Here is a 25,265-nt window from a genome sequence, read left to right as displayed (position 1 = left end):
TATGTTTCCAGTTTTAATACTGGAAACATATCTAATGATGTTTTTCTGGTTTTATGGAGATCTTCTAAATGAGTGTTAATGAGGAAACTACCCCCCCTCAGGCTCCCATTCGCAATAAAAAACGAACTCGCCGAAACGTTCTACTGTTGCTAACTATCCTATTTATTGTTGCTGGTGCAGCTTACACAGCTTATTGGTTTATGGTGTTAAGACATCATGAAACAACAGATAACGCTTATGTGACTGGCAATCAAATCATGGTGATGCCACAGATTTCTGGTTCTGTTACCACTGTTTATGTGGATAACACCGATTTTGTAAAAGCAGGTGAACCCTTAGTTTTATTAGATTCAAGTGATGAAAAACTCGCATTAGAAAAAGCAAAAACAGCATTAGCTAATAGTGTTCGTCAAATGCATCAGCAAATCATCAATGGTCGTCAATTAAAAGCAAACATCGTTTTACGCGAAACTGAGCTCACTAAATTACAAAATGATCTTCGCCGCCGTGAAGTTTTAGGTGAACGCAATGTCATTGGTAAAGAAGAACTTCAACACGCCAGAGAAGCTGTTTCTACCGCAAGAGCGGCTTTAGAAGTTGCAAGAGAGCAATATAATGCTAATCAAGCCATTATCTTAAATACACCAATTGCAAAACAACCTTCTGTCTTACAAGCATCAACTGATGTTCGTAATGCATGGCTTGCCTTAGAACGTACTAAAATTTTAAGCCCAACAGATGGCTATGTTTCACGTCGTAGCGTTCAAGTTGGTGCACAAGTCTCACCGGGTAAACCTTTAATGGCCGTTGTTCCTGTAACAGGTATGTGGATTGATGCCAACTTTAAAGAAACCCAACTCGCGAATATGCGAATTGGTCAACCTGCAAAGATAACAACTGACTTTTACGGTAAAAAGGTCATTTATCACGGCACCGTGTTAGGTTTAGATATGGGAACAGGTAGTGCTTTCTCATTATTACCTGCGCAAAATGCCAGTGGTAACTGGATAAAAGTGGTTCAACGCTTACCCGTTCGTATTTCATTAGATGAAAAAGAGTTAGCAGAAAAACCTCTGCGTATTGGTCTTTCTTCTGAAGTGACTGTCGATACGATTAACCTTGATGGAAAAGTATTATCACACAGCGAACGCCAAGCACCTGCTTATCATACTGATGCTTTAACAATTGATATGTCAGAGATTAATAAACTGATCAATGAAATCATTGAACAAAATGCAGGACAATAAAGGCGAGGTGTAAAGGTGATCAAAGAGCCATTACAAGGAGGAAGACTTGCCTTAATGACCATCGCCCTTGCGTTGGCAACCTTTATGCAAGTTCTCGATTCTACAATCGCTAACGTAGCCATTCCAACTATTGCAGGAAACTTAGGTGCCTCTAACTCACAGGGGACTTGGGTTATTACCTCATTTGGTGTGGCTAATGCTATTTCTATCCCAATTACAGGTTGGTTAGCAAAACGCATTGGTGAAGTTCGACTCTTTATGTGGTCAACAGCGCTTTTTGCGTTAACGTCCTGGCTTTGTGGTATTTCACAAAGCCTTGAAATGCTTATTTTCTTTCGTGTGCTTCAAGGTTTAGTTGCAGGACCACTAATTCCTTTATCACAAAGTTTGTTATTGAATAACTATCCACCTGCCAAACGAAATATGGCGCTTGCGCTATGGTCAGTAACCATTGTTGTAGCACCTATTTTAGGACCGATTTTGGGTGGCTACATCAGCGATAACTATCATTGGGGATGGATATTCTTTATTAACGTTCCATTTGGTGTGTTGATTATTATGTGTATATCAAACACCTTAGCTGGACGCGAAACAAAAACTGAAATTAAACCAATAGATACTATCGGCCTTGTTTTACTTGTCGTGGGTATTGGTGCGTTACAAATCATGCTCGATCAGGGTAAAGAGCTCGATTGGTTTAATTCGACAGAAATTATAGTCCTCACTATTGTTGCCGTAGTTGCGCTTAGCTTCTTAATTGTTTGGGAGTTAACGGACGATCATCCAGTGATAGACCTTTCTCTCTTTAAGAGTCGAAACTTTACCATTGGTTGTGTCACGCTCAGCCTCGCTTATATGATCTATTTTGGCACCATTGTTTTACTACCACTGCTTTTACAAGAAGTCTTTGGTTATACAGCAACATGGGCTGGATTAGCATCAGCGTCAGTAGGTTTATTACCTTTAATTATCACACCGATTATAGGTAAGTTTGGTGGTAAAGTGGATTTACGCTATATCATCAGCTTTAGCTTTATTATGTTTTCTGTGTGTTTTTATTGGCGAGCTTATACCTTCGAGCCAGGAATGGATTTTGCCACTGTGGCATGGCCTCAATTCTGGCAAGGTTTAGCGGTTGCGTGTTTCTTTATGCCATTAACGACAATGACATTATCTGGATTACCCCCAGAAAAAATGGCATCAGCCTCAAGTCTTTCAAACTTTTTAAGAACATTGGCAGGGGCAATTGGTGCATCGTTAACCACAACAATTTGGACACAAAGAGAATCACTTCACCATGAAACCTTTGTAGAAAAAATTAATCCACTCGATCCTGATTCGCAAATGGCGTACCAACAAATGAATGATCTTGGTTTTTCAAATGAACAAGCGTCTGCATATTTAGCGAAAACTATTACAGAACAAGGATTAATTATTTCAGCCAATGAGATTTTTTGGTTAGCAGCCGGTATTTTCCTTATCATGATGATCGTGGTTTGGTTTGCTAAACCGCCTTTCTCACCAGGAAAATAATACAATTAGCATAGAGCGTATAAATAAAAATCCCGCTTAAATCACAATGATTAAGCGGGATTTTTACTATTCTTAAAAAATAAAGTGTTCTTTAAAAAATAAAGTATTCTTTAAAACAATAAAGCGATTAGCCTTGGTGCTGACGCCACCATTCTGCTAATAACACACCAGAAGCCACAGAGACGTTTAAGCTTTCAACGTGACCAGTACCACCGATGTAAATGCTCATATCACCTTGATTTAAAGTACTTTCACTTAAGCCATCTTTCTCTTGACCTAAGATAAGAACCATTTTTGCCGGTAATTGTGCTTTTGATAATGGCACACTGCCTTTATGGCTTGATGTTGCCACCAGCGTATAACCCGCTTTTTTAAATTTATCTAAAGTTTCAGCAAAATTATCAGCATCAATACCTTGGATATATTCTGCACCACCTTCTGCGGTACGAACAGCAGCACCAGATTCTAATACAGCAGAATCAGGAGAAATAACCCCTTTCACACCAAAGTGCGCACAGCTACGCATAATTGCACCTACGTTATGTGGATTACCCACATCTTCAAGTGCTAATACGCAATCATGTTCAGGTGCATCTTTCAGATAAGTTTCTGCGTCATGACCCATACGTTTTTTAATTAAGAAGCACACGCCACCGTGGTGATCGGTACGAGCGGCTTTCACCATCTCTTCTTCTTCAACAACGTGATAAGCTTTACGGTTTGCTGCCATCCATTTCAATGCATCACGAAAACGTGGTGTCACATCTTGTAAAAACCAAGCACGAACAATCGCATCAGGACGATTTTTAAACATTGCTTGGCAGGCATTTTCACCATAAATACGCGTTTCTTCTAAACGCTGGCGACGTAGCTGTTCAGGATCGATTTGGCTCTTCCCTGTAATGCCATCGTGCTCTTTAATTGCCTCTTCACCAGCAGGGCGAGAAACCATTTTCCATGGAGAAAAACTTCCGCCTTCGCTATCGCGAGAAGGTTTTGATTCATTACGTGATGCGCCACGCCCTGAAGGCTTACCTGCACCGCGGTCATCACGACGAGAAAATTTGTTATCACCACGTCTGTTATCGCGATTTTTATCATCGCGGTTGTCACCACGTCTATTATCACGATTTTTGTCGTCACGGTTGTCACCGCGTTTGTTATCACGGCTATCACCACGACCATTTTCAGGACGGCGGGATGGTTTTTTAGGTTTATTATCGGCATTGTCCTCACTACGGACATACATCACTTTTACTTTGCCGTTTTTACCTTCATAAGAATCGTTCATTTGTCTCTCCAACTGCAATAGGGGCGCAGATTACATGATAGTTTAGCAACTGTCACCGAGAGAATCACGCACAGGAATCGATAAACTAATCAGGATCAATTGATAATTAACTTCATCTCATAGATAGCTAATATATCAGTATGATTTTTATGATAAAAACACACTGAATAGTTTGTTTGTTTTGAACATGATAATATTCGATTCTTTTTTATGAGTATTGGTCAATCTGTTATGCATGACAATGCAGTCTCTCGACTTCGTCAATATCGACTTTCGATTTCAACTCGCCCTTTTAAAGCGCGTGGTTTTCGTACAAAACGTTGCTCTTTTTGCTTATTACCTGAAAAACAGTGCCTTTGTGACACGATTATCAATCAACCAGCAAAAAGCCAATTTTGTTTATTGATGTATGATACTGAAGTGATGAAGCCAAGTAATACAGGAAAATTAATTGCCGATGTATTACCAGATACGCAGGCATTTTTATGGTCTAGAACCGAGCCTGAACAGGCTTTGCTTGATCTAATCAATACACCTGATAGACAAGCTTATGTTGTCTTCCCTGAAAGCTATGCATCAAATGAACGTGTTGTATACAACCAACTTCCAACCAATAGCAAACCGCCTTTGTTTATCCTCCTCGATGGTACTTGGAGTGAAGCTCGCAAGATGTTTCGCAAAAGCCCTTATCTCGATTCATTGCCTCTTTTTTCTTTAAATGAAGCAATTAAATGTGAGTATGTGCTTCGCCAAGCAGCAAGAGAAGACCAACATTGTACCGCAGAAGTTGCGGCTTCTATTTTAGAAAATGTCGGCGATATTCAAGCCTCACAACAACTTTTTTCTCATTTTAGTTACTTTCGTCAACAATATTTACTTGGAAAACCAGACCGGAGTCAGGCAAAAGAAGATCAAATCAGCTACATTGAATAGCAGTTGATAATGAAACTCTGGAGTGGATATGAGCCAACGAGGTCTTGAAGCACTATTACGTCCTAAATCTATTGCGGTGATTGGTGCCTCTGAAAAATTAGGTCGAGCAGGAACCACCATGATGAAAAATTTGCTCAGTGGTGGATTTAATGGTCCAGTGTTTCCGATTAATCCCGCTCGTGGCTCTGTCTCTGGTGTTTTTACTTATCCCTCTATTGATAAATTACCTCAAGTACCTGATCTCGCGATTATTTGTACACACCATCGTCGCAACCTTGAACTACTGAAACAATTAGGTGAGTCTGGCTGCAAAGCCGTAATTGTACTTTCTGCACAACCTGAACAATTTCAGCCAATAAAATTACTTTGCCAGCAATATCACATCCGTTTACTTGGCCCAAATAGTTTGGGGCTTTTAGCACCATGGCAAGGTTTAAATGCCAGCTTTTCACCTCTTCCAGTTAAAAAAGGAAAGCTCGCTTTTATTTCGCAATCAGCGGCTGTCGCCAATACGATTTTAGATTGGGCTTATTATCGCAATATTGGCTTTTCCTATTTTATTGCGTTAGGTGACAATCAAGATATCCAAGTCGATGATTTATTGGATTTTCTAGCAAGAGACAGTAAAACCAGTGCAATTTTATTGCATCTTGAGCATATAAAAGATGCTCGGCGTTTTATGTCAGCATCTCGTAGTGCTTCGCGCAACAAACCGATTCTGGTGATAAAAAGTGGTCGTACCCAAAAAGCTCAACTGCTATTGGGAGATACACCGAGTTATGACGTAGCCTATGATGCAGCTTTTCAACGTGCAGGTTTATTACGAGTACAAGATACCCATGAAATGTTTTCTGCCGTTGAAACACTTAGCTATATGACGCCTTTAAAAGGCGAAAGATTGATGATTATAAGTAATGGCTCGGCACCTGCTGCAATGGCCGTTGATGAGCTATTTTTGCATTCAGGAAAGCTTGCACAACTTACGGATGAAACAAAACAAAAGCTACAAAGTATTATTCAAGAAGAAAATGCCATTCGTAATCCGCTAAATTTAGGTGATGATACAACGGTTGATCGTTATATTTTGGCATTGAATTGTTTGTTAGATAGCCATGATCATGATGCATTACTTCTTATTCACACACCTAGTGCCATAGCCCCTAGCATTGAAACGGCACAACAAGTCATAGAAGCCATCAATAAACACCCTCGACGTAAATGGCTTACCGTTTTCACTAACTGGGGCGGAGAATATTCATCTCAACAATCGCGTAAATTATTTAGTGAAGCTGGAATTCCAACCTATCGAACACCTGAAGGTGCTGTCACCGCATTTATGCATATGGTGGAATATCGTCGAAATCAGAAACAGCTAAAAGAAACACCAGCATTGCCTTTAGATGTCAAAATGAATACGCAACAAGCGCACCATTGCATTGAAGAGGCATTAAAAAATAAGCAATATCGATTAGACACACACCAAGTTCAGCCAATTATGGAAGCTTACGGTTTTAATACACTTCCTACTTGGATTGCTCATAATGCACAAGAAGCTGTCAATATTGCTGAAAAGATTGGTTATCCTGTTGCACTAAAATTGCGTTCTCCTGATATCCCTCATAAGTCCGAAGTACAAGGTGTTATGCTTTATCTTCGAGACAGCACAGAAGTATCATCAGCAGCACATGCCATTATAGAGCGCGTTACAGAACTCTACCCTCAAGCACAAATTCAGGGTTTATTGGTACAAAGTATGGCAAATCGCGCTGGCTCTCAAGAACTACGCGTCGCCATAGAGCAAGATCCTATTTTTGGCCCATTAATTGTGTTGGGTGAAGGGGGGGTTGAGTGGCAAATAGAAACTAAAGCCGCAGTTGCTTTGCCACCTCTAAATATGGCGCTTGCCCGTTATCTGGTTATTAATGCGATAAAAAGCGGAAAGATACAACCAAGAAGCGCTTTACAGCCTCTAAATATATTAAGTCTAAGTCATTTTTTGGTGCAGGTTTCTCACTTACTTTTAGATTGTCCACAAATTGTCAGATTAGATATTCATCCCCTATTAGCTTCAGGTAATGATTTTACATTACTCGATGTCGCGATGGAGTTAGCGCCACTACAAGGCGATCCTCATCAGAGACTCTCTATTCGCCCTTATCCCAATGAATTAGAAGAAACCTTTTTCCTAAGAGATAACAATCCTTGCTTTATCCGCCCTATTTTGCCGGAAGATGAACCGTTACTGAAAACGTTTATAAACCAAGTAACAAAAGAAGATCTTTATTATCGCTATTTTAGTGAGATCAGTGAGTTTACACATGACGATCTCGCGAATATGACGCAAATTGACTACGATCGAGAAATGGCTTTTGTCGCGATCCGAAATCGAGAAGAAAGGTCTGAAATCATTGGTGTTGCCCGTGCAATGGCAGATCCCGATAATCAGCATGCAGAATTTGCTATTCTTGTGCGTTCTGATTTAAAAGGAAATACTCTAGGTCATCAACTTATGACTAAACTTATCAACTATACTAGAGAACATGGCATTAAACGTTTAACCGCGATTACAATGCCTGAAAATCGCAACATGATAAGTTTAGCGAAAAAACTGGGATTTTCTGTTGAAGTACAATTTGATGAAGGAATAGTCAATCTTGATTTACAGCTTGGACCTTCAAAAGATAACCCAACGCTATAATCATTAGAGAAAGTTTCTTTATGTGATTGTTCACGCATCCTTTGATAAATTAGCTATATATGATGATTTTATGCGTACATCCCATATAACTAATGTTATGATCAGAAGATCGGTTAAAGAAAATCTACATGGACGATGGCTCCATCTGCCATCATAAACAAGAGAATTAAGCACTGTGATGTTGTCTAAACTAAAACTTGCTAAGCATCAACAACACCTTGCACAACTGCCTAAATTAGCTCAGTCAGTTGCTGATGTTGAAACGCTTTATCAGACGTCCGCGTTTCGCAGCACCTTATTGAAATATATTGCTCAAGCAAAGAAAGAGATCTTTATTACAGCTCTTTACCTAGAGCACGATGAGGCTGGTGAAGAGATCCTTGATGCGCTTTACACCGCAAAACAACAACGTCCTGAATTATCCATTACCGTTATTGTTGACTGGCACCGTGCTCAACGTGGGCGTATTGGTGTCTCTGCTGATGCAACAAATGCAGATTGGTACTACCATGTTGCACAGCAACACCCTGATATCGAGATCCCTATTTACGGTATTCCCGTAAACACTCGCGAAGCATTAGGTGTATTACACCTTAAAGGCTTTATCTTTGATGATACGATTATCTATAGTGGTGCAAGTATTAATAATGTTTATTTGCACAAGCTTGATAAGTATCGTTATGACAGATATCACATTATCCAAAATAGCGAATTAGCTTCCACAATGAAGCAATTTATCGTGTCTGATCTTTTGCAATCAGAAGCGATTCAACGACTGGATATTAAAGATAGAGTTCGTTGTGCCGAAATTAAAAACTGTATTCGCCAATTTCGTTTCAATTTACGCACTCGTGATGGCTATGATATTAAAGCCAATGCTTCTAATAACGAGCTGGCAGTAACACCTTTAATGGGTTTAGGTAAGAAAAATATCTTAAATAAGACAATTTCTCACCTTATGGCTTCTACTGAAGAAAAACTTGTTATTTGTACACCTTATTTTAATTTACCTGCGATCCTTGTACGCCAAATCAGTCATTTATTAAGAAATGGCAAGCAAGTCGAAATTATTATTGGTGATAAAACAGCAAATGACTTCTATATTCCACCAGAAGAGCCATTTAAAATTATTGGTGCTTTGCCTTATCTCTATGAAATGAACTTGCGTAAATTTACCCAACGTTTCCAACGATTTATTGATAGCAACCAATTAACCGTAAGACTTTGGAAAGATAGCGATAATACATATCACTTAAAAGGTATGTGGGTAGATGATAGCTGGCAATTAATTACGGGTAATAATCTTAATCCACGTGCATGGGGATTAGATTTAGAAAATGCCATATTAATTCATGATCCTAAACATGAATTACATGAGCAACGACACAAAGAGTTAGAGTGTATTCGCCAACATACTATTGTCGTGAAACACTACCAAGATCTAGAAAGTATTAAGCTTTATCCTCTAAAAGTGAAGAAATTAATTAAACGCTTACGACGTATTCGTGTTGATAGATTAATCAGCCGCATACTTTAATTGATACTTCATTTGATAAGCCTTGCTAAATTACAGCAAGGCTTTTTTGTTTAAAAAATTGTTTAATAAAATTCTTTTCTCAAATCATCCCTTATCTTTAATAATCTTCTATATTAAAAACATTGTTATCAGTGAAAAGGCTTTTATTTTTATGAAACTAAAGCTCAAATGTCGTTCTCTGATTATTTTATTATCAATAATAACTTTAAATGGTTGCCAGTCATTTCATTTTGCAAATGATAATTGGAAAGGCAAAGATAAAGCTCAGCATTTCTTATTTTCAATGGCAGCATCTGCAGGTGCAAATGCATATGCAGATCATCAAAATTATGGTCATAGAGAGGGATTATTAATAGGGCTATCGTTTTCGATTAGCTTAGGTGCAGCAAAAGAGCTTTATGATAGTCGTCCAGAAGGTACTGGTTGGAGCTGGCATGATTTTGCTTACGATGTTGCAGGAGCAGCGGCGGGTTCATTACTTTATCAGCAATTAAAATAGTTTTTTATTCAGAGTACTTAAAACCCCAAACGCAAAAAAGCCAACCCAGTGGGTTGGCTTTCTCGTCTTATTTAATGCCTGGCAGTTCCCTACTCTCACATGGGGAGACCCCACACTACCATCGGCGCTACAACGTTTCACTTCTGAGTTCGGCATGGATTCAGGTGGGTCCGCTGCGCTATGGCCGCCAAGCAAATTCGGTTTTATTACCCGTTACATCGATTTCTCGTCATAACCAGCAATATTCAATCTTAAACAAGCCTACTTCATCTACTGTTTGTCTCTCAGACAAAACACCTTCGGTGTTGTCAGGTTAAGCCTCACGGTTCATTAGTACTGGTTAGCTCAACGTATCGCTACGCTTACACACCCAGCCTATCAACGTCTTAGTCTTAAACGTTCCTTTAGGTCACTCAAGGTGACAGGGAAGACTCATCTCGAGGCAAGTTTCCCGCTTAGATGCTTTCAGCGGTTATCTCTTCCGCACTTAGCTACCGGGCAATGCCATTGGCATGACAACCCGAACACCAGTGGTGCGTTCACTCCGGTCCTCTCGTACTAGGAGCAACCCCTCTCAATCTTCCAACGCCCACGGCAGATAGGGACCGAACTGTCTCACGACGTTCTAAACCCAGCTCGCGTACCACTTTAAATGGCGAACAGCCATACCCTTGGGACCTACTTCAGCCCCAGGATGTGATGAGCCGACATCGAGGTGCCAAACACCGCCGTCGATATGAACTCTTGGGCGGTATCAGCCTGTTATCCCCGGAGTACCTTTTATCCGTTGAGCGATGGCCCTTCCATTCAGAACCACCGGATCACTAAGACCTACTTTCGTACCTGCTCGAGCCGTCACTCTCACAGTCAAGCTGGCTTATGCCTTTGCACTAACCGCATGATGTCCGACCATGCTTAGCCAACCTTCGTGCTCCTCCGTTACTCTTTAGGAGGAGACCGCCCCAGTCAAACTACCCACCAGACACGGTCCCCGATCCAGATTATGGACCTAGGTTAGAACATCAAACGTTAAAGGGTGGTATTTCAAGGTTGACTCCATGCAGACTGGCGTCCACACTTCATAGTCTCCCACCTATCCTACACATCAAGGCTCAATGTTCAGTGTCAAGCTATAGTAAAGGTTCACGGGGTCTTTCCGTCTTGCCGCGGGTACACTGCATCTTCACAGCGAGTTCAATTTCACTGAGTCTCGGGTGGAGACAGCCTGGCCATCATTACGCCATTCGTGCAGGTCGGAACTTACCCGACAAGGAATTTCGCTACCTTAGGACCGTTATAGTTACGGCCGCCGTTTACTGGGGCTTCGATCAAGAGCTTCTCCTTACGGATAACCCCATCAATTAACCTTCCAGCACCGGGCAGGCGTCACACCGTATACGTCCACTTTCGTGTTTGCACAGTGCTGTGTTTTTAATAAACAGTTGCAGCCAGCTGGTATCTTCGACTGGCTTCGGCTCCGTCCGCAAGGGACTTCACTTACCGCCAGCGTGCCTTCTCCCGAAGTTACGGCACCATTTTGCCTAGTTCCTTCACCCGAGTTCTCTCAAGCGCCTGAGTATTCTCTACCTGACCACCTGTGTCGGTTTGGGGTACGATTGTTGGTAACCTGAAGCTTAGAGGCTTTTCCTGGAAGCAGGGCATCAATTGCTTCACCACCTTAGTGGCTCGTCATCACACCTCAGCATTAAGTGACCGGATTTGCCTAATCACTCTGCCTACATGCTTGAACCGGGACGACCGTCGCCCGGACAACCTAGCCTTCTCCGTTCCCCCATCGCAGTTACCACCAGTACGGGAATATTAACCCGTTTCCCATCGACTACGCTTTTCAGCCTCGCCTTAGGGGTCGACTCACCCTGCCCCGATTAACGTTGGACAGGAACCCTTGGTCTTCCGGCGTGCGGGTTTTTCACCCGCATTATCGTTACTTATGTCAGCATTCGCACTTCTGATACCTCCAGCATACCTCACAGTACACCTTCGCAGGCTTACAGAACGCTCCCCTACCCAACAACACATAGTGTCGCTGCCGCAGCTTCGGTGCATGGTTTAGCCCCGTTACATCTTCCGCGCGGGCCGACTCGACCAGTGAGCTATTACGCTTTCTTTAAATGATGGCTGCTTCTAAGCCAACATCCTGGCTGTCTGAGCCTTCCCACTTCGTTTCCCACTTAACCATGACTTTGGGACCTTAGCTGGCGGTCTGGGTTGTTTCCCTCTTCACGACGGACGTTAGCACCCGCCGTGTGTCTCCCGTGATAACATTCTTCGGTATTCGCAGTTTGCATCGAGTTGGTAAGTCGGGATGACCCCCTAGTCGAAACAGTGCTCTACCCCCGAAGATGAGTTCACGAGGCGCTACCTAAATAGCTTTCGGGGAGAACCAGCTATCTCCCGGTTTGATTGGCCTTTCACCCCCATCCACAAGTCATCCGCTAATTTTTCAACATTAGTCGGTTCGGTCCTCCAGTTAGTGTTACCCAACCTTCAACCTGCCCATGGATAGATCACCGGGTTTCGGGTCTATACCCTGCAACTCATTCGCCCAGTTAAGACTCGGTTTCCCTACGGCTCCCCTATACGGTTAACCTTGCTACAGAATATAAGTCGCTGACCCATTATACAAAAGGTACGCAGTCACCCCATAAAGAGGCTCCTACTGCTTGTACGTACACGGTTTCAGGTTCTTTTTCACTCCCCTCGCCGGGGTTCTTTTCGCCTTTCCCTCACGGTACTGGTTCACTATCGGTCAATCAGGAGTATTTAGCCTTGGAGGATGGTCCCCCCATATTCAGACAGGATAACACGTGTCCCGCCCTACTCGTCGAGTTCACAATAACAGCATCTTCGGATACGGGGCTATCACCCTTTACTGCCGGACTTTCCAGACCGTTCTCCTGATGCTGCTATTGATTAAGACTCTGGGCTGTTCCCCGTTCGCTCGCCGCTACTAGGGGAATCTCGGTTGATTTCTTTTCCTCGGGGTACTGAGATGTTTCAGTTCTCCCGGTTCGCTTCATGACGCTATGTATTCACGTCATGATAATATCCATTGGATATTGGGTTTCCCCATTCGGAAATCGTCGGGTATAACGGTTCATATCACCTTACCGACGCTTATCGCAGATTAGCACGTCCTTCATCGCCTCTGATTGCCTAGGCATCCACCGTGTACGCTTATTCGCTTAACCTCACAACCCGAAGATGTTTCTCTCGAAGACCAATGTCTTGAGTTCACACTTCAAGGTCTGAGATTTTGAGAGACTCATCAATATACCTCGGTGATATATTGATTTGTTTTCAATTTTTCAGCTTGTTCCAGATTGTTAAAGAGCAAAATAATTCGCAGTATACTATTGCTAATATACTCTGAATTATTATTTTATATTCAAGAGATTATGGTGGAGCTAAGCGGGATCGAACCGCTGACCTCCTGCGTGCAAGGCAGGCGCTCTCCCAGCTGAGCTATAGCCCCATAATGCATTCTTTAATACCGTTTTTGTTTCTCAGGTTTCTTTATTATTGGAAAGTTTCCTTTAATTAAGAATTGAGCCAATCGCAGTGAGACAAGGCGTGGAGTCACGAAGTTTACAATAAGTAAACGAGTGAATTCACAACGCAGTATCAATACGATTTGGTAGGCCTGAGTGGACTTGAACCACCGACCTCACCCTTATCAGGGGTGCGCTCTAACCACCTGAGCTACAAGCCTATACCGGTATTTCTGCTCGTTCTTCATCAGACAATCTGTGTGAGCACTGCACATAACACGTATCTCTTAGGTAAGGAGGTGATCCAACCGCAGGTTCCCCTACGGTTACCTTGTTACGACTTCACCCCAGTCATGAATCACAAAGTGGTAAGCGCCCTCCCGAAGGTTAAGCTACCTACTTCTTTTGCAACCCACTCCCATGGTGTGACGGGCGGTGTGTACAAGGCCCGGGAACGTATTCACCGTAGCATTCTGATCTACGATTACTAGCGATTCCGACTTCATGGAGTCGAGTTGCAGACTCCAATCCGGACTACGACAGACTTTATGAGTTCCGCTTGCTCTCGCGAGGTCGCTTCTCTTTGTATCTGCCATTGTAGCACGTGTGTAGCCCTACTCGTAAGGGCCATGATGACTTGACGTCATCCCCACCTTCCTCCGGTTTATCACCGGCAGTCTCCTTTGAGTTCCCGCCATCACGCGCTGGCAACAAAGGATAAGGGTTGCGCTCGTTGCGGGACTTAACCCAACATTTCACAACACGAGCTGACGACAGCCATGCAGCACCTGTCTCAGAGTTCCCGAAGGCACTCCTCTATCTCTAAAGGATTCTCTGGATGTCAAGAGTAGGTAAGGTTCTTCGCGTTGCATCGAATTAAACCACATGCTCCACCGCTTGTGCGGGCCCCCGTCAATTCATTTGAGTTTTAACCTTGCGGCCGTACTCCCCAGGCGGTCGATTTAACGCGTTAGCTCCAGAAGCCACGGTTCAAGACCACAACCTCTAAATCGACATCGTTTACAGCGTGGACTACCAGGGTATCTAATCCTGTTTGCTCCCCACGCTTTCGCACCTGAGCGTCAGTCTTTGTCCAGGGGGCCGCCTTCGCCACCGGTATTCCTCCACATCTCTACGCATTTCACCGCTACACGTGGAATTCTACCCCCCTCTACAAGACTCTAGCCAACCAGTTTCAGATGCAATTCCCAAGTTAAGCTCGGGGCTTTCACATCTGACTTAATTGACCGCCTGCGTGCGCTTTACGCCCAGTAATTCCGATTAACGCTTGCACCCTCCGTATTACCGCGGCTGCTGGCACGGAGTTAGCCGGTGCTTCTTCTGCGGGTAACGTCAATTGCTAAGAGTATTAATCTTAACACCTTCCTCCCCGCTGAAAGTACTTTACAACCCTAAGGCCTTCTTCATACACGCGGCATGGCTGCATCAGGCTTGCGCCCATTGTGCAATATTCCCCACTGCTGCCTCCCGTAGGAGTCTGGGCCGTGTCTCAGTCCCAGTGTGGCTGATCATCCTCTCAGACCAGCTAGAGATCGTCGCCTAGGTGAGCCATTACCTCACCTACTAGCTAATCCCATATGGGTTCATCCGATAGCGCAAGGTCCGAAGAGCCCCTGCTTTGGTCCGTAGACGTCATGCGGTATTAGCCACCGTTTCCAGTAGTTATCCCCCTCTATCGGGCAGATCCCCATACATTACTCACCCGTCCGCCGCTCGTCAGCAAGAAAGCAAGCTTTCCCCTGTTACCGCTCGACTTGCATGTGTTAGGCCTGCCGCCAGCGTTCAATCTGAGCCATGATCAAACTCTTCAATTAAAAGTGTTTGATGCTCAAAGAAATCGAAAACTTAGCTATTCATAAATGAATTTACTTTTGTTGTTCACTCTTCAAGACTTGATACATCTAATATTTTAGAAGATATCGTCTCTGCGAGTGCCCACACAGATTGTCTGATAATTTGTTAAAGAGCAGTGCAACTATCGCTGCCGTTTCCGGTCTTCTGCGTTGTTGCGAGGAGGTGCATTCTACATCTTCCTCATTCAGTGTCAAGCGTTTATTTTCAAGGCTTTTCACTTTTTTTCTTTGTTCTCTTGGCTAACTCACTTAGCGTGGTTTGCCGTGACAACGAGGGCGCATTATAGGGAGTTTTCTGAGTGTGACAAGTATTATTTTAAAAAAACTTTCCGACAGCGCACTTAATAATCAAATTGGTGTTTTTGGTGTAAATAATAGACAATCTCTGTCTAAAAAAGTTTCAAATATAAAAAAATACTATTTGTAGATTATCTTTATTCTCCCCCATTAAGACATAAACCATAAAAAAAGAGGCTTATATAAGCCTCTTTTTCAATTTATTGGCATCTCTTCTTTATCATAATCAATACAGAAAAGGCTCTATTACTGTTTTGCAATTATCTTATTGTCATCTAAATCTAAGATAATCTCTTTACCCGGTAATAATTTGCCAGACAAGATATCTTGAGCTAATGGGTTTTCAACCTCTTGCTGGATAGCTCGTTTCAATGGTCGAGCACCATAAATTGGGTCGAATCCAACTTCGCTCAATTTCTCTAATGCAGCGCCTGTGATCGTAACGTGATAACCACGCTCTTCTAAACGCTGGTATAAACGACGCAACTGAATTTGTGCAATCGCTGCAATGTTTTCTTTACCTAATGGGTGGAATACCACAACTTCATCAATACGGTTGATAAACTCTGGTCTGAAATGATGGCCAACAACATCCATCACAATGTTCTTCATTTCAGGGTAATCAATTGTCCCGAAACGTTCTTGAATTAAATCAGACCCTAAGTTCGATGTCATAATCACAACTGTATTACGAAAATCGACGGTTCTGCCTTGTCCATCTGTTAAACGACCATCATCCAATACTTGTAATAAGATATTGAATACATCTGGGTGCGCTTTTTCAACTTCATCTAATAAGATAACTGAATAAGGACGACGGCGAACGGCTTCTGTTAAATATCCACCTTCTTCGTAACCAACATATCCTGGAGGCGCACCCACTAAACGAGAAACGGAGTGTTTTTCCATAAATTCAGACATATCGATACGAACCATTGCATCATCACTATCAAACAAGAAGTTCGCTAGTGCTTTACACAATTCAGTCTTACCAACCCCCGTTGGTCCTAAGAATAAGAACGAACCAATTGGGCGGTTAGGATCAGATAATCCAGCACGACTACGACGGATAGCATTAGATACTGCACTTACAGCTTCAGCCTGACCAATTACACGTCTATGTAATTCTTGTTCCATTCTTAGCAGTTTTTCACGTTCCCCTTCTAGCATTCTAGATACAGGAATACCTGTCCAACGCGCTAAGATCTCAGCAATTTCAGCATCAGTGACTTTATTACGTAACAGCTTCATATGCTTATCTTCAGCTTTATTAGCTTCAGCAAGCTGTTTTTCTAGTGTCGGAATTTGCCCATATTGGATTTCTGACATTTTCGCCAAATCACCACTACGGCGAGCTTGCTCTAATGCGATACGCGCTTGCTCTAATTCAGACTTAATATGCTGAGTACCTGTAAGCTCTGCTTTTTCTGCTTTCCACTCTTCTTCTAAAACAGAATATTCTTTCTCTTTTTCAGCAAGTTCTTCATTTAGCATTTCTAAACGTTTTTTACTTGCGTCATCAGACTCTTTTTGCAGTGCCTGTTGTTCAAGCTTAAGCTGAATAATACGTCTATCAAGTCTATCTAATGCCTCTGGTTTTGAATCCATTTGCATACGTAGGCTTGCACCCGCTTCATCAATCAAGTCAATCGCTTTATCTGGCAGCATACGGTCAGAAATATAGCGATGAGATAAAGTCGCCGCGGCAACAATCGCGGGATCAGTAATTTGAACATGATGATGGAGTTCATAACGTTCTTTCAGGCCACGCAAAATAGCGATCGTGTCTTCTACTGTTGGCTCTGCCACATACACTTTTTGGAAACGACGTTCTAATGCCGCATCTTTTTCAATATATTGACGATATTCATCAAGTGTTGTTGCACCTACGCAGTGTAATTCACCACGAGCCAATGCAGGTTTTAACATATTACCTGCATCCATAGCACCGTCGGCTTTACCTGCGCCAACCATTGTGTGCAATTCATCAATAAACAGAATGACGCTACCTTCCTGTTTAGATAAATCATTTAAAACGGCTTTTAAACGTTCTTCAAATTCACCACGATATTTAGCACCAGCTAATAACGAGCCCATATCCAAAGAAAGTACACGTTTATTTTTTAAACCTTCAGGAACTTCACCATTAACAATACGTTGAGCTAAACCTTCAACTATTGCCGTTTTACCTACACCCGGTTCACCAATAAGTACCGGGTTATTTTTAGTACGGCGTTGTAGAACTTGAATGGTTCTTCTTATTTCTTCATCACGACCAATGACAGGATCGAGTTTGCCTTGTTCTGCTCTTTCCGTTAAATCCACAGTATATTTTTTCAATGCCTGACGTTGGTCTTCTGCATTTTGATCGTTCACTGTTTCTCCACCACGTATTTTTTCAATCGCTATCTCAAGACTTGCTTTATTCGCTCCAGCTGCTTTTAGCATGTCAGCAACTTGACCACCGGTTTCCATAGCAGCTAAAAGAAAGAGCTCTGATGAAATAAATTCATCACCTTTTTTCTGTGCCAATTTATCGCACAAGTTAAGGTGCTTAATTAAATCATTTGAGGGATGAACCTCTCCACCAGCACCTTCGACTTTAGGTAATCGAGACAAAGCATCATTAATTCGCTCATTAAATTGCGATGCATTAACACCTACAGATGTTAATAGAGGGCGAATTGAGCCACCTTGTTGATTAAATAACGCACTCAGTAAATGTATGGGTTCTATAAATTGATTATCGTTCCCAAGTGCCAATGACTGGGCGTCTGCGAGAGCTTGCTGGAATTTATTGGTTAATTTATCCAGACGCATAACACCTCCAAGTAAAATTTAAAGTAAAATTCGTAACTGGAGAATAGATGAGGTCATTTTGACAATATTCAAGCTCAAAATAAAAATTTTGAGCAAAAATATTTATCAATATTTGAGATAAGTGAGAAAAAATGCTGAGAGGAAGTTTATTTAATCCAGATTAATGATGCCATTCGCCCTGTTGTATGCTCTCGTCTATAAGAGAAAAAGCGTGATGGATCAGTTACAGTACAAAAATCACCACCATAAATCTGAGTTACTCCACTTTCCTGTAAGATTATTCTCGCTAACATATAAATATTAGCTAAGTATTTACCATTATGGGGAATAAATGCAGGCTCAAAGGCAATATTTTTTTCGATAAATGCCAACCGAACTTCTGCACCGACCTCAAAAGCGGTTGGTCCAATTGCGGGTCCTAACCATGCCATAATTTGATCTTTAGGTGCTTTAAAATGCGCAAGTGTATTTTGTAATACACCGTGGCAAAGCCCTCGCCATCCACCATGAGCTGCGCCAACTTCTGTTCCATCAACCGTTGTAAAAAGGACAGGCAAACAATCTGCCGTCATAATTGCGCAAACTTTTTTCTCAGTAGAGGTGTAAAGGGCATCACCTTGTAATTCATTATTTTTCTCAGTATTTAGTGTAACAACATGAGTGCCATGAACTTGCTCAAGCCATAATGGCATTTCAGGCAATTGAGCTTGTTGACAAAGTCTGCGTCTATTTTCTTCGACATCAGACAATTTATCACCAACATGAGTACCTAAGTTGAGGCTATTATAAGGTGGCAGACTAATCCCCCCTTCTCTCAAGGTACTGCAAGACCCAATATTTTCAGGTTGTGGCCAATCTGGAAAAATTAATGAAGTCATTTACCAATCCATTTCATCTTTAAACTGTTCAACGTCAGCTTTTAGCACATCGATAAGCTTAACCATATCATCAGGTAATGGTGCATGCCATTCCATTTCAATACCCGTTATTGGATGATAAAGGCGTAGCATCGTTGCGTGCAGAGCTTGTCTATCAAATAAACGTAACGTTTCACGTAATTCATCTGAAGCCCCTTTTAAAGGACGAGGTCTTCCTGCATAAAGCTGGTCACCAATTAACGCATGGTGAATATGAGCCATATGAACACGAATTTGGTGAGTACGACCAGTTTCTAAACGCAAACGCAAACGTGTATGAGCACGGAAATGCTCCATAACACGATAATGTGTTACTGCTGGTTTACCCATTGGGTGCACAGCCATATGAGTACGTTTAGTTGGATGTCGAGAAATAGGTTCATTCACTAATCCACCTGCCGTCATTCTTCCTGTTGCAACCGCTTCATACTCACGGGTGATTTCACGACGTTGTAAAGCTTCTACTAAATGCGTTTGTGCAGGAACTGTTTTTGCAACAACCATTAAACCTGTTGTATCTTTATCCAATCGGTGGACAATACCCGCACGAGGTACATTAGCAATCTCTGGATAGCGATAAAGTAATGCGTTTAGTACGGTGCCATCTGGGTTACCCGCACCAGGATGTACAACGAGATCTCTTGGTTTATTGATAACTAAAATATCATCATCTTCATAGACGATATTTAACGGAATATTCTGAGGCTCCCAGCGAACTTCCTCTTCAATTAAGGCATCGACTTCAATTTTTTCACCGCCAAGCATTTTTTCTTTTGGCTTATTGATGATTTTATCGTTAACCTGCACTCTATTGTCTAAGATCCACTCTTTTATACGAGATCTTGAATAATCAGGGAACATTTCGGCCAAAGCCTGATCTAAGCGTTGACCCAGCTGTGAATCTGCGACTGTAGCATTAAGTCGTATTTGTTGAGACATAAATAATTTTCTATTAATTAAGTTAGTGTTTTGACGGCACAGCCGTTTCATTTAAAATGAGTTATAGTGTAACCGATTTCAGGGGAGCTTCACGGAGAGACTCCCCAAACCTATTCAGAGGATAATCAATACGTGATGAGACGCATTAAATACCTGGTGGCAGCGGCCACTGTAAGCCTGTTACTTGCTGGCTGTTCGAGTTCAGACAAAGACGCTACTGCCGATATGTCGCCTTCTGAGCTTTACTCAACCAGTCAGGAAAAATTGCTAGATGGCAATTATGGAGCGGCTATCAAACAATTAGAGTCTCTCGATAATCGCTATCCTTTTGGCCCTTACTCGCAACAAGTTCAACTCGATCTGATTTATGCTTATTATAAATCAGCAGAACTACCAATGGCGATTTCTGCAATCGACCGTTTTATGCGATTAAATCCAACCCATCCTAATATCGACTATGTTCTTTATATGCGTGGCTTAACAGCTCAAGCATTAGATGATAGTGCATTACAAGGATTCTTTGGTATTGATCGTTCAGACCGTGATCCTCAACATGCAATCGTGGCATTTAAAGATTTTAGTCAATTAGTTCGTTACTATCCAGACAGTCTTTATGTCGCCGATGCAACCAAACGCCTAGTCTTTCTTAAAAACCGTTTAGCGAAGTATGAGCTTTCTGTTGCGAAATTCTATACTAAACGAGGGGCTTATGTCGCGGTTATTAATAGAGTAGAGCAAATGATGCGTGATTATCCTGATACACAAGCCACTCGTGATGCGCTTGTTTACATGGAAAACGCTTATAAAGAATTAGGTCTGACACTAGAAGCTGAAAAAGTGGCTTCATTGATTGCAGCAAATCCAGCCTAACTAAAACATTACCATCAAAAACAGCAGCTTATCGCTGCTGTTTTTTTATTCTTTTCTAGCTAAATTGTCTTTACTTTTCATCAGCCCAACCTTCCTAATATGACTGAATAAATGCAACTTAACAAGCGGTCTTTTTCAGCTATTTATCATTTGTCACGTTTCTATTACTAGTTACACATACATCTAACAAAAAGTGATTTTGATCATGTTTTAAATTGTGTATCACGATATTCTGAAGTTATCGAAGACGGAGTAATAAAGAGGTAACTATATGATTATAAATATTACTAGCAAACAAATGGAAATTACCCCAGCACTACGTGAACACATTGAAAGCCGTCTAACTAAACTCAATAAATGGCAGGTGAATTTAATCAATCCTCATATTATTCTTACGAAAGATCCTAAAGGTTTTAGTGTTGATGCCAGCATTCATACACCAAATGGGCAACTGGTCGCTAATGCACAACACGCCGATATGTATGTTGCAATTAATGACTTACTGGCAAAACTTGAACGCCAATTAAACAAAGTTCAGCATAAAAACGAATCTCGTCGGGCTGATAACAGCCTGAAAGAAGAGAATTTACTTGTCGATGAAATGTAAATAGTAAAGCAAGATTAAAAATTAGAATAAATCACTGACTCAAAACGCCTCTGCGCATCCTCGTGATGCGCTTTTTATTGTATTTTTCTTGACTCCTTTCACATCATCATGTTTGATAGCTATATGTTAAATAATTTACCAATCAATATAATGAACAAACATTCACATTTGCCTTTCTTCTTTTTCTTTCTACTCTTTCATTAAGAGGCTTTGTCATTTCAGAAAGAAAAATAAGAACGACAATAGCCTCCAACTGGAGGCTTTTTTATTTATGATGGTATGACATAACGGTATAGGGCTTAAACATGGAAAAACTCGATTTATTAGCAATCAGAGATAAAATCACAACGTTAGATTCAGAATTACTAACGTTGTTAGCAAACAGACGCCAATTATCTGCTGATGTCGCTCAATTTAAATTGAATACACATCGCCCTATTAGAGATAAAAATCGTGAGCGTGAATTACTTGATTTATTAATTGAGAAAGGAAAAAACGTTGGGCTAGATGGTTTTTATATTAGTCGTATTTTTCAAATGATCATTGAAGACTCTGTATTAACGCAACAAGCCATCCTACAACAACATCTTAATGCAACACCTAATGAGTCAGCTAGAATTGCTTATTTAGGGCCTAAAGGCTCTTATTCACATATTGCCGCTCGTCAATATGCAGCTCGCCATTTTGATACCTTCGTTGATTGTACTTGTCAGAAATTTGACGACATTTTTACACTTGTCGATACCGGTCAAGCTGATTACGGTTTACTGCCGATTGAAAATACCAGTTCTGGTGCAATTAATGATGTTTACGATTTACTGCAAACAACATCAATCTCTATTGTTGGGGAAATTCGTATCCCTATTAATCATGCACTTTTAACAAGTGTTGATAGCAGTCCAGAAGAATTGAAAACTATTTATAGTCATCCTCAACCCTTCCAACAATGTAGTCATTATTTAAATCAGTATCCAAACTGGAAAATTGAATATTGCGAAAGTACAGCGGCTGCAATGGAAAAAGTGGCTCTTGCACAATCAGCACACGTTGCAGCTATTGGTAGTGAAGCCGGTGGCTCTCTTTATGGTTTAAAACCCTTAGCCAATAATTTAGCAAACCAGCAAATAAACGTAACTCGCTTTATTGTTATTGCACGAAAAGCAATTGATGTTTCAGACCAAGTTCCTGCTAAAACAACCTTCTTAATGGCGACAGGGCAACAAGCAGGTGCATTAGTTGATGCCTTAATGATTTTAAAAAAATACGACATTATTATGACAAAACTCGAGTCGCGTCCTATTAATGGCACTCCTTGGGAAGAGATGTTTTATATTGATGTTCAAGCAAATTTACGTGATATCAATATGCAAAAAGCCTTACACGATTTATCGCAAACAACACGCTCACTAAAAATATTAGGCTGTTACCCTTCAGAAAATGTTGTTCCTGTTGAAGTGAAATAACCTCATGCAAAGATAAAAGCCAGATAGCGTATAACTATCTGGCTTTTTTTGTGTTCTTATTTAACGTTAATTATAAGAAACCATACATCGCAGCAAATACCCAACCAAAGACACAGGAAACGGTTACACCAATTAATCCCGGTAGAATAAAGCTGTGGTTAATAACAAAACGCCCTATTCGAGTTGTACCAGAACGGTCAAATTGAATTGCCGCTAAGTCACTAGGATAAGTTGGCAGAATATAATAACCATAACAAGCTGGTGCCGATGCAATGATATATGCAGGATCAACACCAATACCCAATGCTAAAGGAACAATCGCAGCCAAAGCCGCCGCTTGAGAGTTAACAAACTTAGATACTAATAATAAGACAACTGCATAAGCCCAAGGATATTCTCGTACTAATTGCCCTAATGCCGCTTCTATTTCTTTCATATGCGCAGAGAACATGGTCTCTGCCATCCAAGCAATACCATACACGGCAACAATTGCTATCATCCCTGAACGGAATACTTCATTTTTAGAAATAAGAGAAGGGTTAGTTTTACAGATAATAATAATTGATGCGCCGGCTAATAACATAAACATCTGAATAACGAGCACCATAGATAATGGCTTACCATTAAATACAGGACGTATTTCAGAGAAAGCACCTAATATTGCAACAACAGCAATTGCACCTAAGAATATCCACATTGCTACCCAGTTTTTCATTGGGAGCTTTTTATCTAGAAGTGTAGCTGTATCACCATAAACATAATCATGGTTTTCGGGCACTGAAACAAATTCTTGGAAACGTTGGTCTTTATCTAAGTCTTTTCCTCTAAACCAGCTAAAGATACCAATGGCTAAAATACCAATAAAAGTTGAAGGAATGGTAATTGCTAATAAATCTAAAAACTCAAGGTGTTTACCATTAAAAGTTACATCACCGAGCATTGCGACTAATGTAACAACGGCAACGGAAACAGGGCTGGCAATAATCCCCATTTGAGAGCCAATTGTACTTGCCGCCATTGGTCTTTCAGGGCGAATATTATTTTTAATCGACACATCATAAATAATTGGCAATATGGTATAAACAACGTGTCCAGTACCACATAATATTGTAAGAGTACAAGTTACGAGTGGTGCAACAATAGAAATATATTTGGGATTTTTACGTAATAACTTTTCTGCTATTTGCAACATAACATCTAACCCACCAGATGCTTGTAATGTTGCTGATGCAGAAACAACGGCAATAATAACTAGCATTACATCAACAGGTGGTTTTCCCGGAGGAAGTTTAAAAATAAAAACTAAAATAACCAGACCTACACCACCTAATAGACCTAATGCAATTCCCCCTTTCCTAGCCCCATAAAATAGACACACTAATATAATGGCGAGTTGTATTAAAAAATCCATAAATTACCCCTTGAAAAACACGTCGGAATATAAATAAAAAATAATACAATTGAGTTTTTAGCACTTCTTGCAAAAAAAAGAGTTTATAAAATATAATTTACGATAATTGTTATATCCATTTTTTTGATCATTGTTATAGTTTTTATAATGCCTTTTAATTTCATTCAGTTTTAAGATCTCATCAACAAATAACTTTTAATAAAAAGACAATATCGAACATTAATTATTCTTTAATTAAACCCAACAATAACAATTAAATAACAATAAATATAAGATAGATTAGTCTTTTAATAAAATTAGATATTTATCCCATTGTTTTTAAATGTATATTTATATTTCTCTATTTTTATTTTCTGAATAAAAATAGGTGATTTATATCTATTATTAAATTTTTGAAATGATAGGGAGATTATATGAATACTTTTATCATACTGATTTTAAGTCTATTTTTTACTAATAACGTAGATGAAGTTCAATCACAAGAGAGCTATTACGCTTATTCATTAACGTCTCAATCGGATTTGAGTCGTTGCACAGTAAGCCCTTGTCCTGACCCCAAAGACTATTGAGTTATAGCATATTGTTTGAATAGGAATTTTTATGAATAAAAAATATATATTAATACTCTCATTTTTCTTCGCTAGTTATGCAAGCGCTCATTTTTATGAAGAAGCAAAAGAAAATAGAGCATCAATAAATGAGTATTCTCAAAATAATAGCAATACGTCTGATCCTAGTGGTTGTGTTTGGCCACCTTGTGATGATGAGTGGTGATAAGCTAAACATAAAATAATTAATAAAATAAAAAGGCCGAACA

The 25,265-nt window shown here is 40.7% G+C and carries 16 protein-coding genes, 2 tRNA genes, 3 rRNA genes and 1 other annotated feature; of the genes, 11 read left to right on the top strand and 10 right to left on the bottom strand.

Annotated elements, in window-relative coordinates:
* Positions 1–68: 68 nt before the first annotated feature.
* Positions 69–1,247 (top strand): multidrug efflux MFS transporter periplasmic adaptor subunit EmrA, encoded by a 1,179-nt coding sequence (gene emrA / locus EHE21_RS05015; protein WP_102949398.1) that lies wholly within the window; start codon positions 69–71, stop codon positions 1,245–1,247.
* A gap of 15 nt (positions 1,248–1,262) precedes the next feature.
* Positions 1,263–2,780 (top strand): multidrug efflux MFS transporter permease subunit EmrB, encoded by a 1,518-nt coding sequence (gene emrB, locus EHE21_RS05010; protein WP_088493474.1) that lies wholly within the window; start codon positions 1,263–1,265, stop codon positions 2,778–2,780.
* A gap of 127 nt (positions 2,781–2,907) precedes the next feature.
* Here the strand turns inward: emrB and EHE21_RS05005 are convergent, their stop codons facing one another.
* A complete protein-coding gene (locus EHE21_RS05005) occupies positions 2,908–4,071 on the bottom strand; it encodes a tRNA/rRNA methyltransferase (protein WP_194952014.1) in 1,164 nt (387 codons plus the stop codon).
* Positions 4,072–4,302: 231 nt separating this feature from the next.
* Between EHE21_RS05005 and EHE21_RS05000 the strand changes: the two genes are divergently transcribed.
* From EHE21_RS05000 to EHE21_RS04985, 4 genes are all read left to right on the top strand, one after another.
* Positions 4,303–5,004, top strand: a complete 702-nt coding sequence (locus EHE21_RS05000; RefSeq protein ID WP_088495955.1) for a tRNA-uridine aminocarboxypropyltransferase — start codon at positions 4,303–4,305, stop codon at positions 5,002–5,004.
* A 28-nt stretch (positions 5,005–5,032) separates the two neighbouring features.
* The gene (locus tag EHE21_RS04995) at positions 5,033–7,702 is read left to right on the top strand and encodes a bifunctional acetate--CoA ligase family protein/GNAT family N-acetyltransferase (RefSeq protein ID WP_194952013.1); all 2,670 of its coding nucleotides are present in this window, start codon (positions 5,033–5,035) and stop codon (positions 7,700–7,702) included.
* 178 nt (positions 7,703–7,880) lie between these two features.
* Positions 7,881–9,239 (top strand): CDP-diacylglycerol--serine O-phosphatidyltransferase, encoded by a 1,359-nt coding sequence (gene pssA, locus EHE21_RS04990; RefSeq protein ID WP_088493477.1) that lies wholly within the window; start codon positions 7,881–7,883, stop codon positions 9,237–9,239.
* Positions 9,240–9,390: 151 nt separating this feature from the next.
* On the top strand, positions 9,391–9,738 hold the full coding sequence (locus EHE21_RS04985) for a YfiM family lipoprotein (protein WP_194952012.1): 348 nt from the start codon (positions 9,391–9,393) through the stop codon (positions 9,736–9,738).
* Between the two features lie 76 nt (positions 9,739–9,814).
* On the opposite strand, the gene rrf is transcribed toward EHE21_RS04985, so the two are convergent.
* The 8 genes from rrf to rluD all read right to left on the bottom strand — a co-directional run bounded on the left by rrf (position 9,815) and on the right by rluD (position 20,097).
* Positions 9,815–9,930: ribosomal RNA gene (rrf, locus tag EHE21_RS04980) — 5S ribosomal RNA — on the bottom strand.
* Positions 9,931–10,047: 117 nt separating this feature from the next.
* A 23S ribosomal RNA gene (locus EHE21_RS04975) occupies positions 10,048–12,950 on the bottom strand.
* Between the two features lie 208 nt (positions 12,951–13,158).
* Positions 13,159–13,234, bottom strand: a tRNA-Ala gene (locus EHE21_RS04970).
* A 160-nt stretch (positions 13,235–13,394) separates the two neighbouring features.
* Positions 13,395–13,471, bottom strand: a tRNA-Ile gene (locus EHE21_RS04965).
* A gap of 71 nt (positions 13,472–13,542) precedes the next feature.
* Positions 13,543–15,085 (bottom strand): 16S ribosomal RNA (locus tag EHE21_RS04960).
* The 16S, 23S and 5S rRNA genes sit together here with 2 tRNA genes alongside, the layout of an rRNA operon.
* A gap of 582 nt (positions 15,086–15,667) precedes the next feature.
* Positions 15,668–18,241, bottom strand: a complete 2,574-nt coding sequence (clpB, locus tag EHE21_RS04955; protein WP_088493479.1) for an ATP-dependent chaperone ClpB — start codon at positions 18,239–18,241, stop codon at positions 15,668–15,670.
* Between the two features lie 146 nt (positions 18,242–18,387).
* Positions 18,388–19,119, bottom strand: coding sequence for a purine nucleoside phosphorylase YfiH (gene yfiH, locus EHE21_RS04950; RefSeq protein ID WP_102949399.1), 732 nt, complete (start codon positions 19,117–19,119; stop codon positions 18,388–18,390).
* Positions 19,120–20,097: a 23S rRNA pseudouridine(1911/1915/1917) synthase RluD gene (gene rluD, locus EHE21_RS04945; protein ID WP_075672439.1), complete on the bottom strand. Its 978-nt coding sequence runs from the start codon at positions 20,095–20,097 to the stop codon at positions 19,120–19,122.
* Positions 20,098–20,232: 135 nt separating this feature from the next.
* On the opposite strand from rluD, the gene bamD reads away from it, so the two are divergent.
* From bamD to pheA, 3 genes are all read left to right on the top strand, one after another.
* The gene (bamD, locus tag EHE21_RS04940; RefSeq protein WP_088493480.1) at positions 20,233–20,967 is read left to right on the top strand and encodes an outer membrane protein assembly factor BamD; all 735 of its coding nucleotides are present in this window, start codon (positions 20,233–20,235) and stop codon (positions 20,965–20,967) included.
* Between the two features lie 271 nt (positions 20,968–21,238).
* Entirely contained in the window at positions 21,239–21,574 is a 336-nt protein-coding gene (raiA, locus tag EHE21_RS04935; protein ID WP_075672427.1) for a ribosome-associated translation inhibitor RaiA, read from the top strand.
* 154 nt (positions 21,575–21,728) lie between these two features.
* Positions 21,729–21,844: a sequence feature (Phe leader region), on the top strand.
* A gap of 35 nt (positions 21,845–21,879) precedes the next feature.
* Positions 21,880–23,037: a bifunctional chorismate mutase/prephenate dehydratase gene (pheA, locus tag EHE21_RS04930; protein WP_194952011.1), complete on the top strand. Its 1,158-nt coding sequence runs from the start codon at positions 21,880–21,882 to the stop codon at positions 23,035–23,037.
* 70 nt (positions 23,038–23,107) lie between these two features.
* On the opposite strand, the gene EHE21_RS04925 is transcribed toward pheA, so the two are convergent.
* Positions 23,108–24,448 carry an anaerobic C4-dicarboxylate transporter gene (locus EHE21_RS04925; protein ID WP_075672423.1) on the bottom strand — a complete coding sequence of 447 codons (1,341 nt, stop codon included), beginning with the start codon at positions 24,446–24,448 and terminating at the stop codon, positions 23,108–23,110.
* Between the two features lie 413 nt (positions 24,449–24,861).
* Between EHE21_RS04925 and EHE21_RS04920 the strand changes: the two genes are divergently transcribed.
* Positions 24,862–25,017 carry a hypothetical protein gene (locus EHE21_RS04920; RefSeq protein ID WP_165125333.1) on the top strand — a complete coding sequence of 52 codons (156 nt, stop codon included), beginning with the start codon at positions 24,862–24,864 and terminating at the stop codon, positions 25,015–25,017.
* A gap of 31 nt (positions 25,018–25,048) precedes the next feature.
* On the top strand, positions 25,049–25,222 hold the full coding sequence (locus EHE21_RS04915; protein ID WP_193775121.1) for a hypothetical protein: 174 nt from the start codon (positions 25,049–25,051) through the stop codon (positions 25,220–25,222).
* Positions 25,223–25,265 lie beyond the last annotated feature (43 nt).

It is taken from the genome of Proteus sp. GOKU (genome assembly GCF_015475555.1).
Lineage (GTDB): Bacteria > Pseudomonadota > Gammaproteobacteria > Enterobacterales > Enterobacteriaceae > Proteus > Proteus mirabilis_B.
This window is presented reverse-complemented; position numbering and strand designations above follow the sequence as displayed.

Excerpts from the sequence above, each read along its gene's own strand:
- emrA (WP_102949398.1), top strand. The coding sequence starts at position 69 with ATGAGTGTTAATGAGGAAACTACCCCCCCTCAGGCTCCCATTCGCAAT.
- EHE21_RS05005 (WP_194952014.1), bottom strand. The coding sequence starts at position 4,071 with ATGAACGATTCTTATGAAGGTAAAAACGGCAAAGTAAAAGTGATGTAT.
- EHE21_RS05000 (WP_088495955.1), top strand. The coding sequence starts at position 4,303 with ATGCATGACAATGCAGTCTCTCGACTTCGTCAATATCGACTTTCGATT.
- EHE21_RS04995 (WP_194952013.1), top strand. The coding sequence starts at position 5,033 with ATGAGCCAACGAGGTCTTGAAGCACTATTACGTCCTAAATCTATTGCG.
- pssA (WP_088493477.1), top strand. The coding sequence starts at position 7,881 with ATGTTGTCTAAACTAAAACTTGCTAAGCATCAACAACACCTTGCACAA.
- EHE21_RS04985 (WP_194952012.1), top strand. The coding sequence starts at position 9,391 with ATGAAACTAAAGCTCAAATGTCGTTCTCTGATTATTTTATTATCAATA.
- clpB (WP_088493479.1), bottom strand. The coding sequence starts at position 18,241 with ATGCGTCTGGATAAATTAACCAATAAATTCCAGCAAGCTCTCGCAGAC.
- yfiH (WP_102949399.1), bottom strand. The coding sequence starts at position 19,119 with ATGACTTCATTAATTTTTCCAGATTGGCCACAACCTGAAAATATTGGG.
- rluD (WP_075672439.1), bottom strand. The coding sequence starts at position 20,097 with ATGTCTCAACAAATACGACTTAATGCTACAGTCGCAGATTCACAGCTG.
- bamD (WP_088493480.1), top strand. The coding sequence starts at position 20,233 with ATGAGACGCATTAAATACCTGGTGGCAGCGGCCACTGTAAGCCTGTTA.
- raiA (WP_075672427.1), top strand. The coding sequence starts at position 21,239 with ATGATTATAAATATTACTAGCAAACAAATGGAAATTACCCCAGCACTA.
- pheA (WP_194952011.1), top strand. The coding sequence starts at position 21,880 with ATGGAAAAACTCGATTTATTAGCAATCAGAGATAAAATCACAACGTTA.
- EHE21_RS04925 (WP_075672423.1), bottom strand. The coding sequence starts at position 24,448 with ATGGATTTTTTAATACAACTCGCCATTATATTAGTGTGTCTATTTTAT.
- EHE21_RS04920 (WP_165125333.1), top strand. The coding sequence starts at position 24,862 with ATGAATACTTTTATCATACTGATTTTAAGTCTATTTTTTACTAATAAC.
- EHE21_RS04915 (WP_193775121.1), top strand. The coding sequence starts at position 25,049 with ATGAATAAAAAATATATATTAATACTCTCATTTTTCTTCGCTAGTTAT.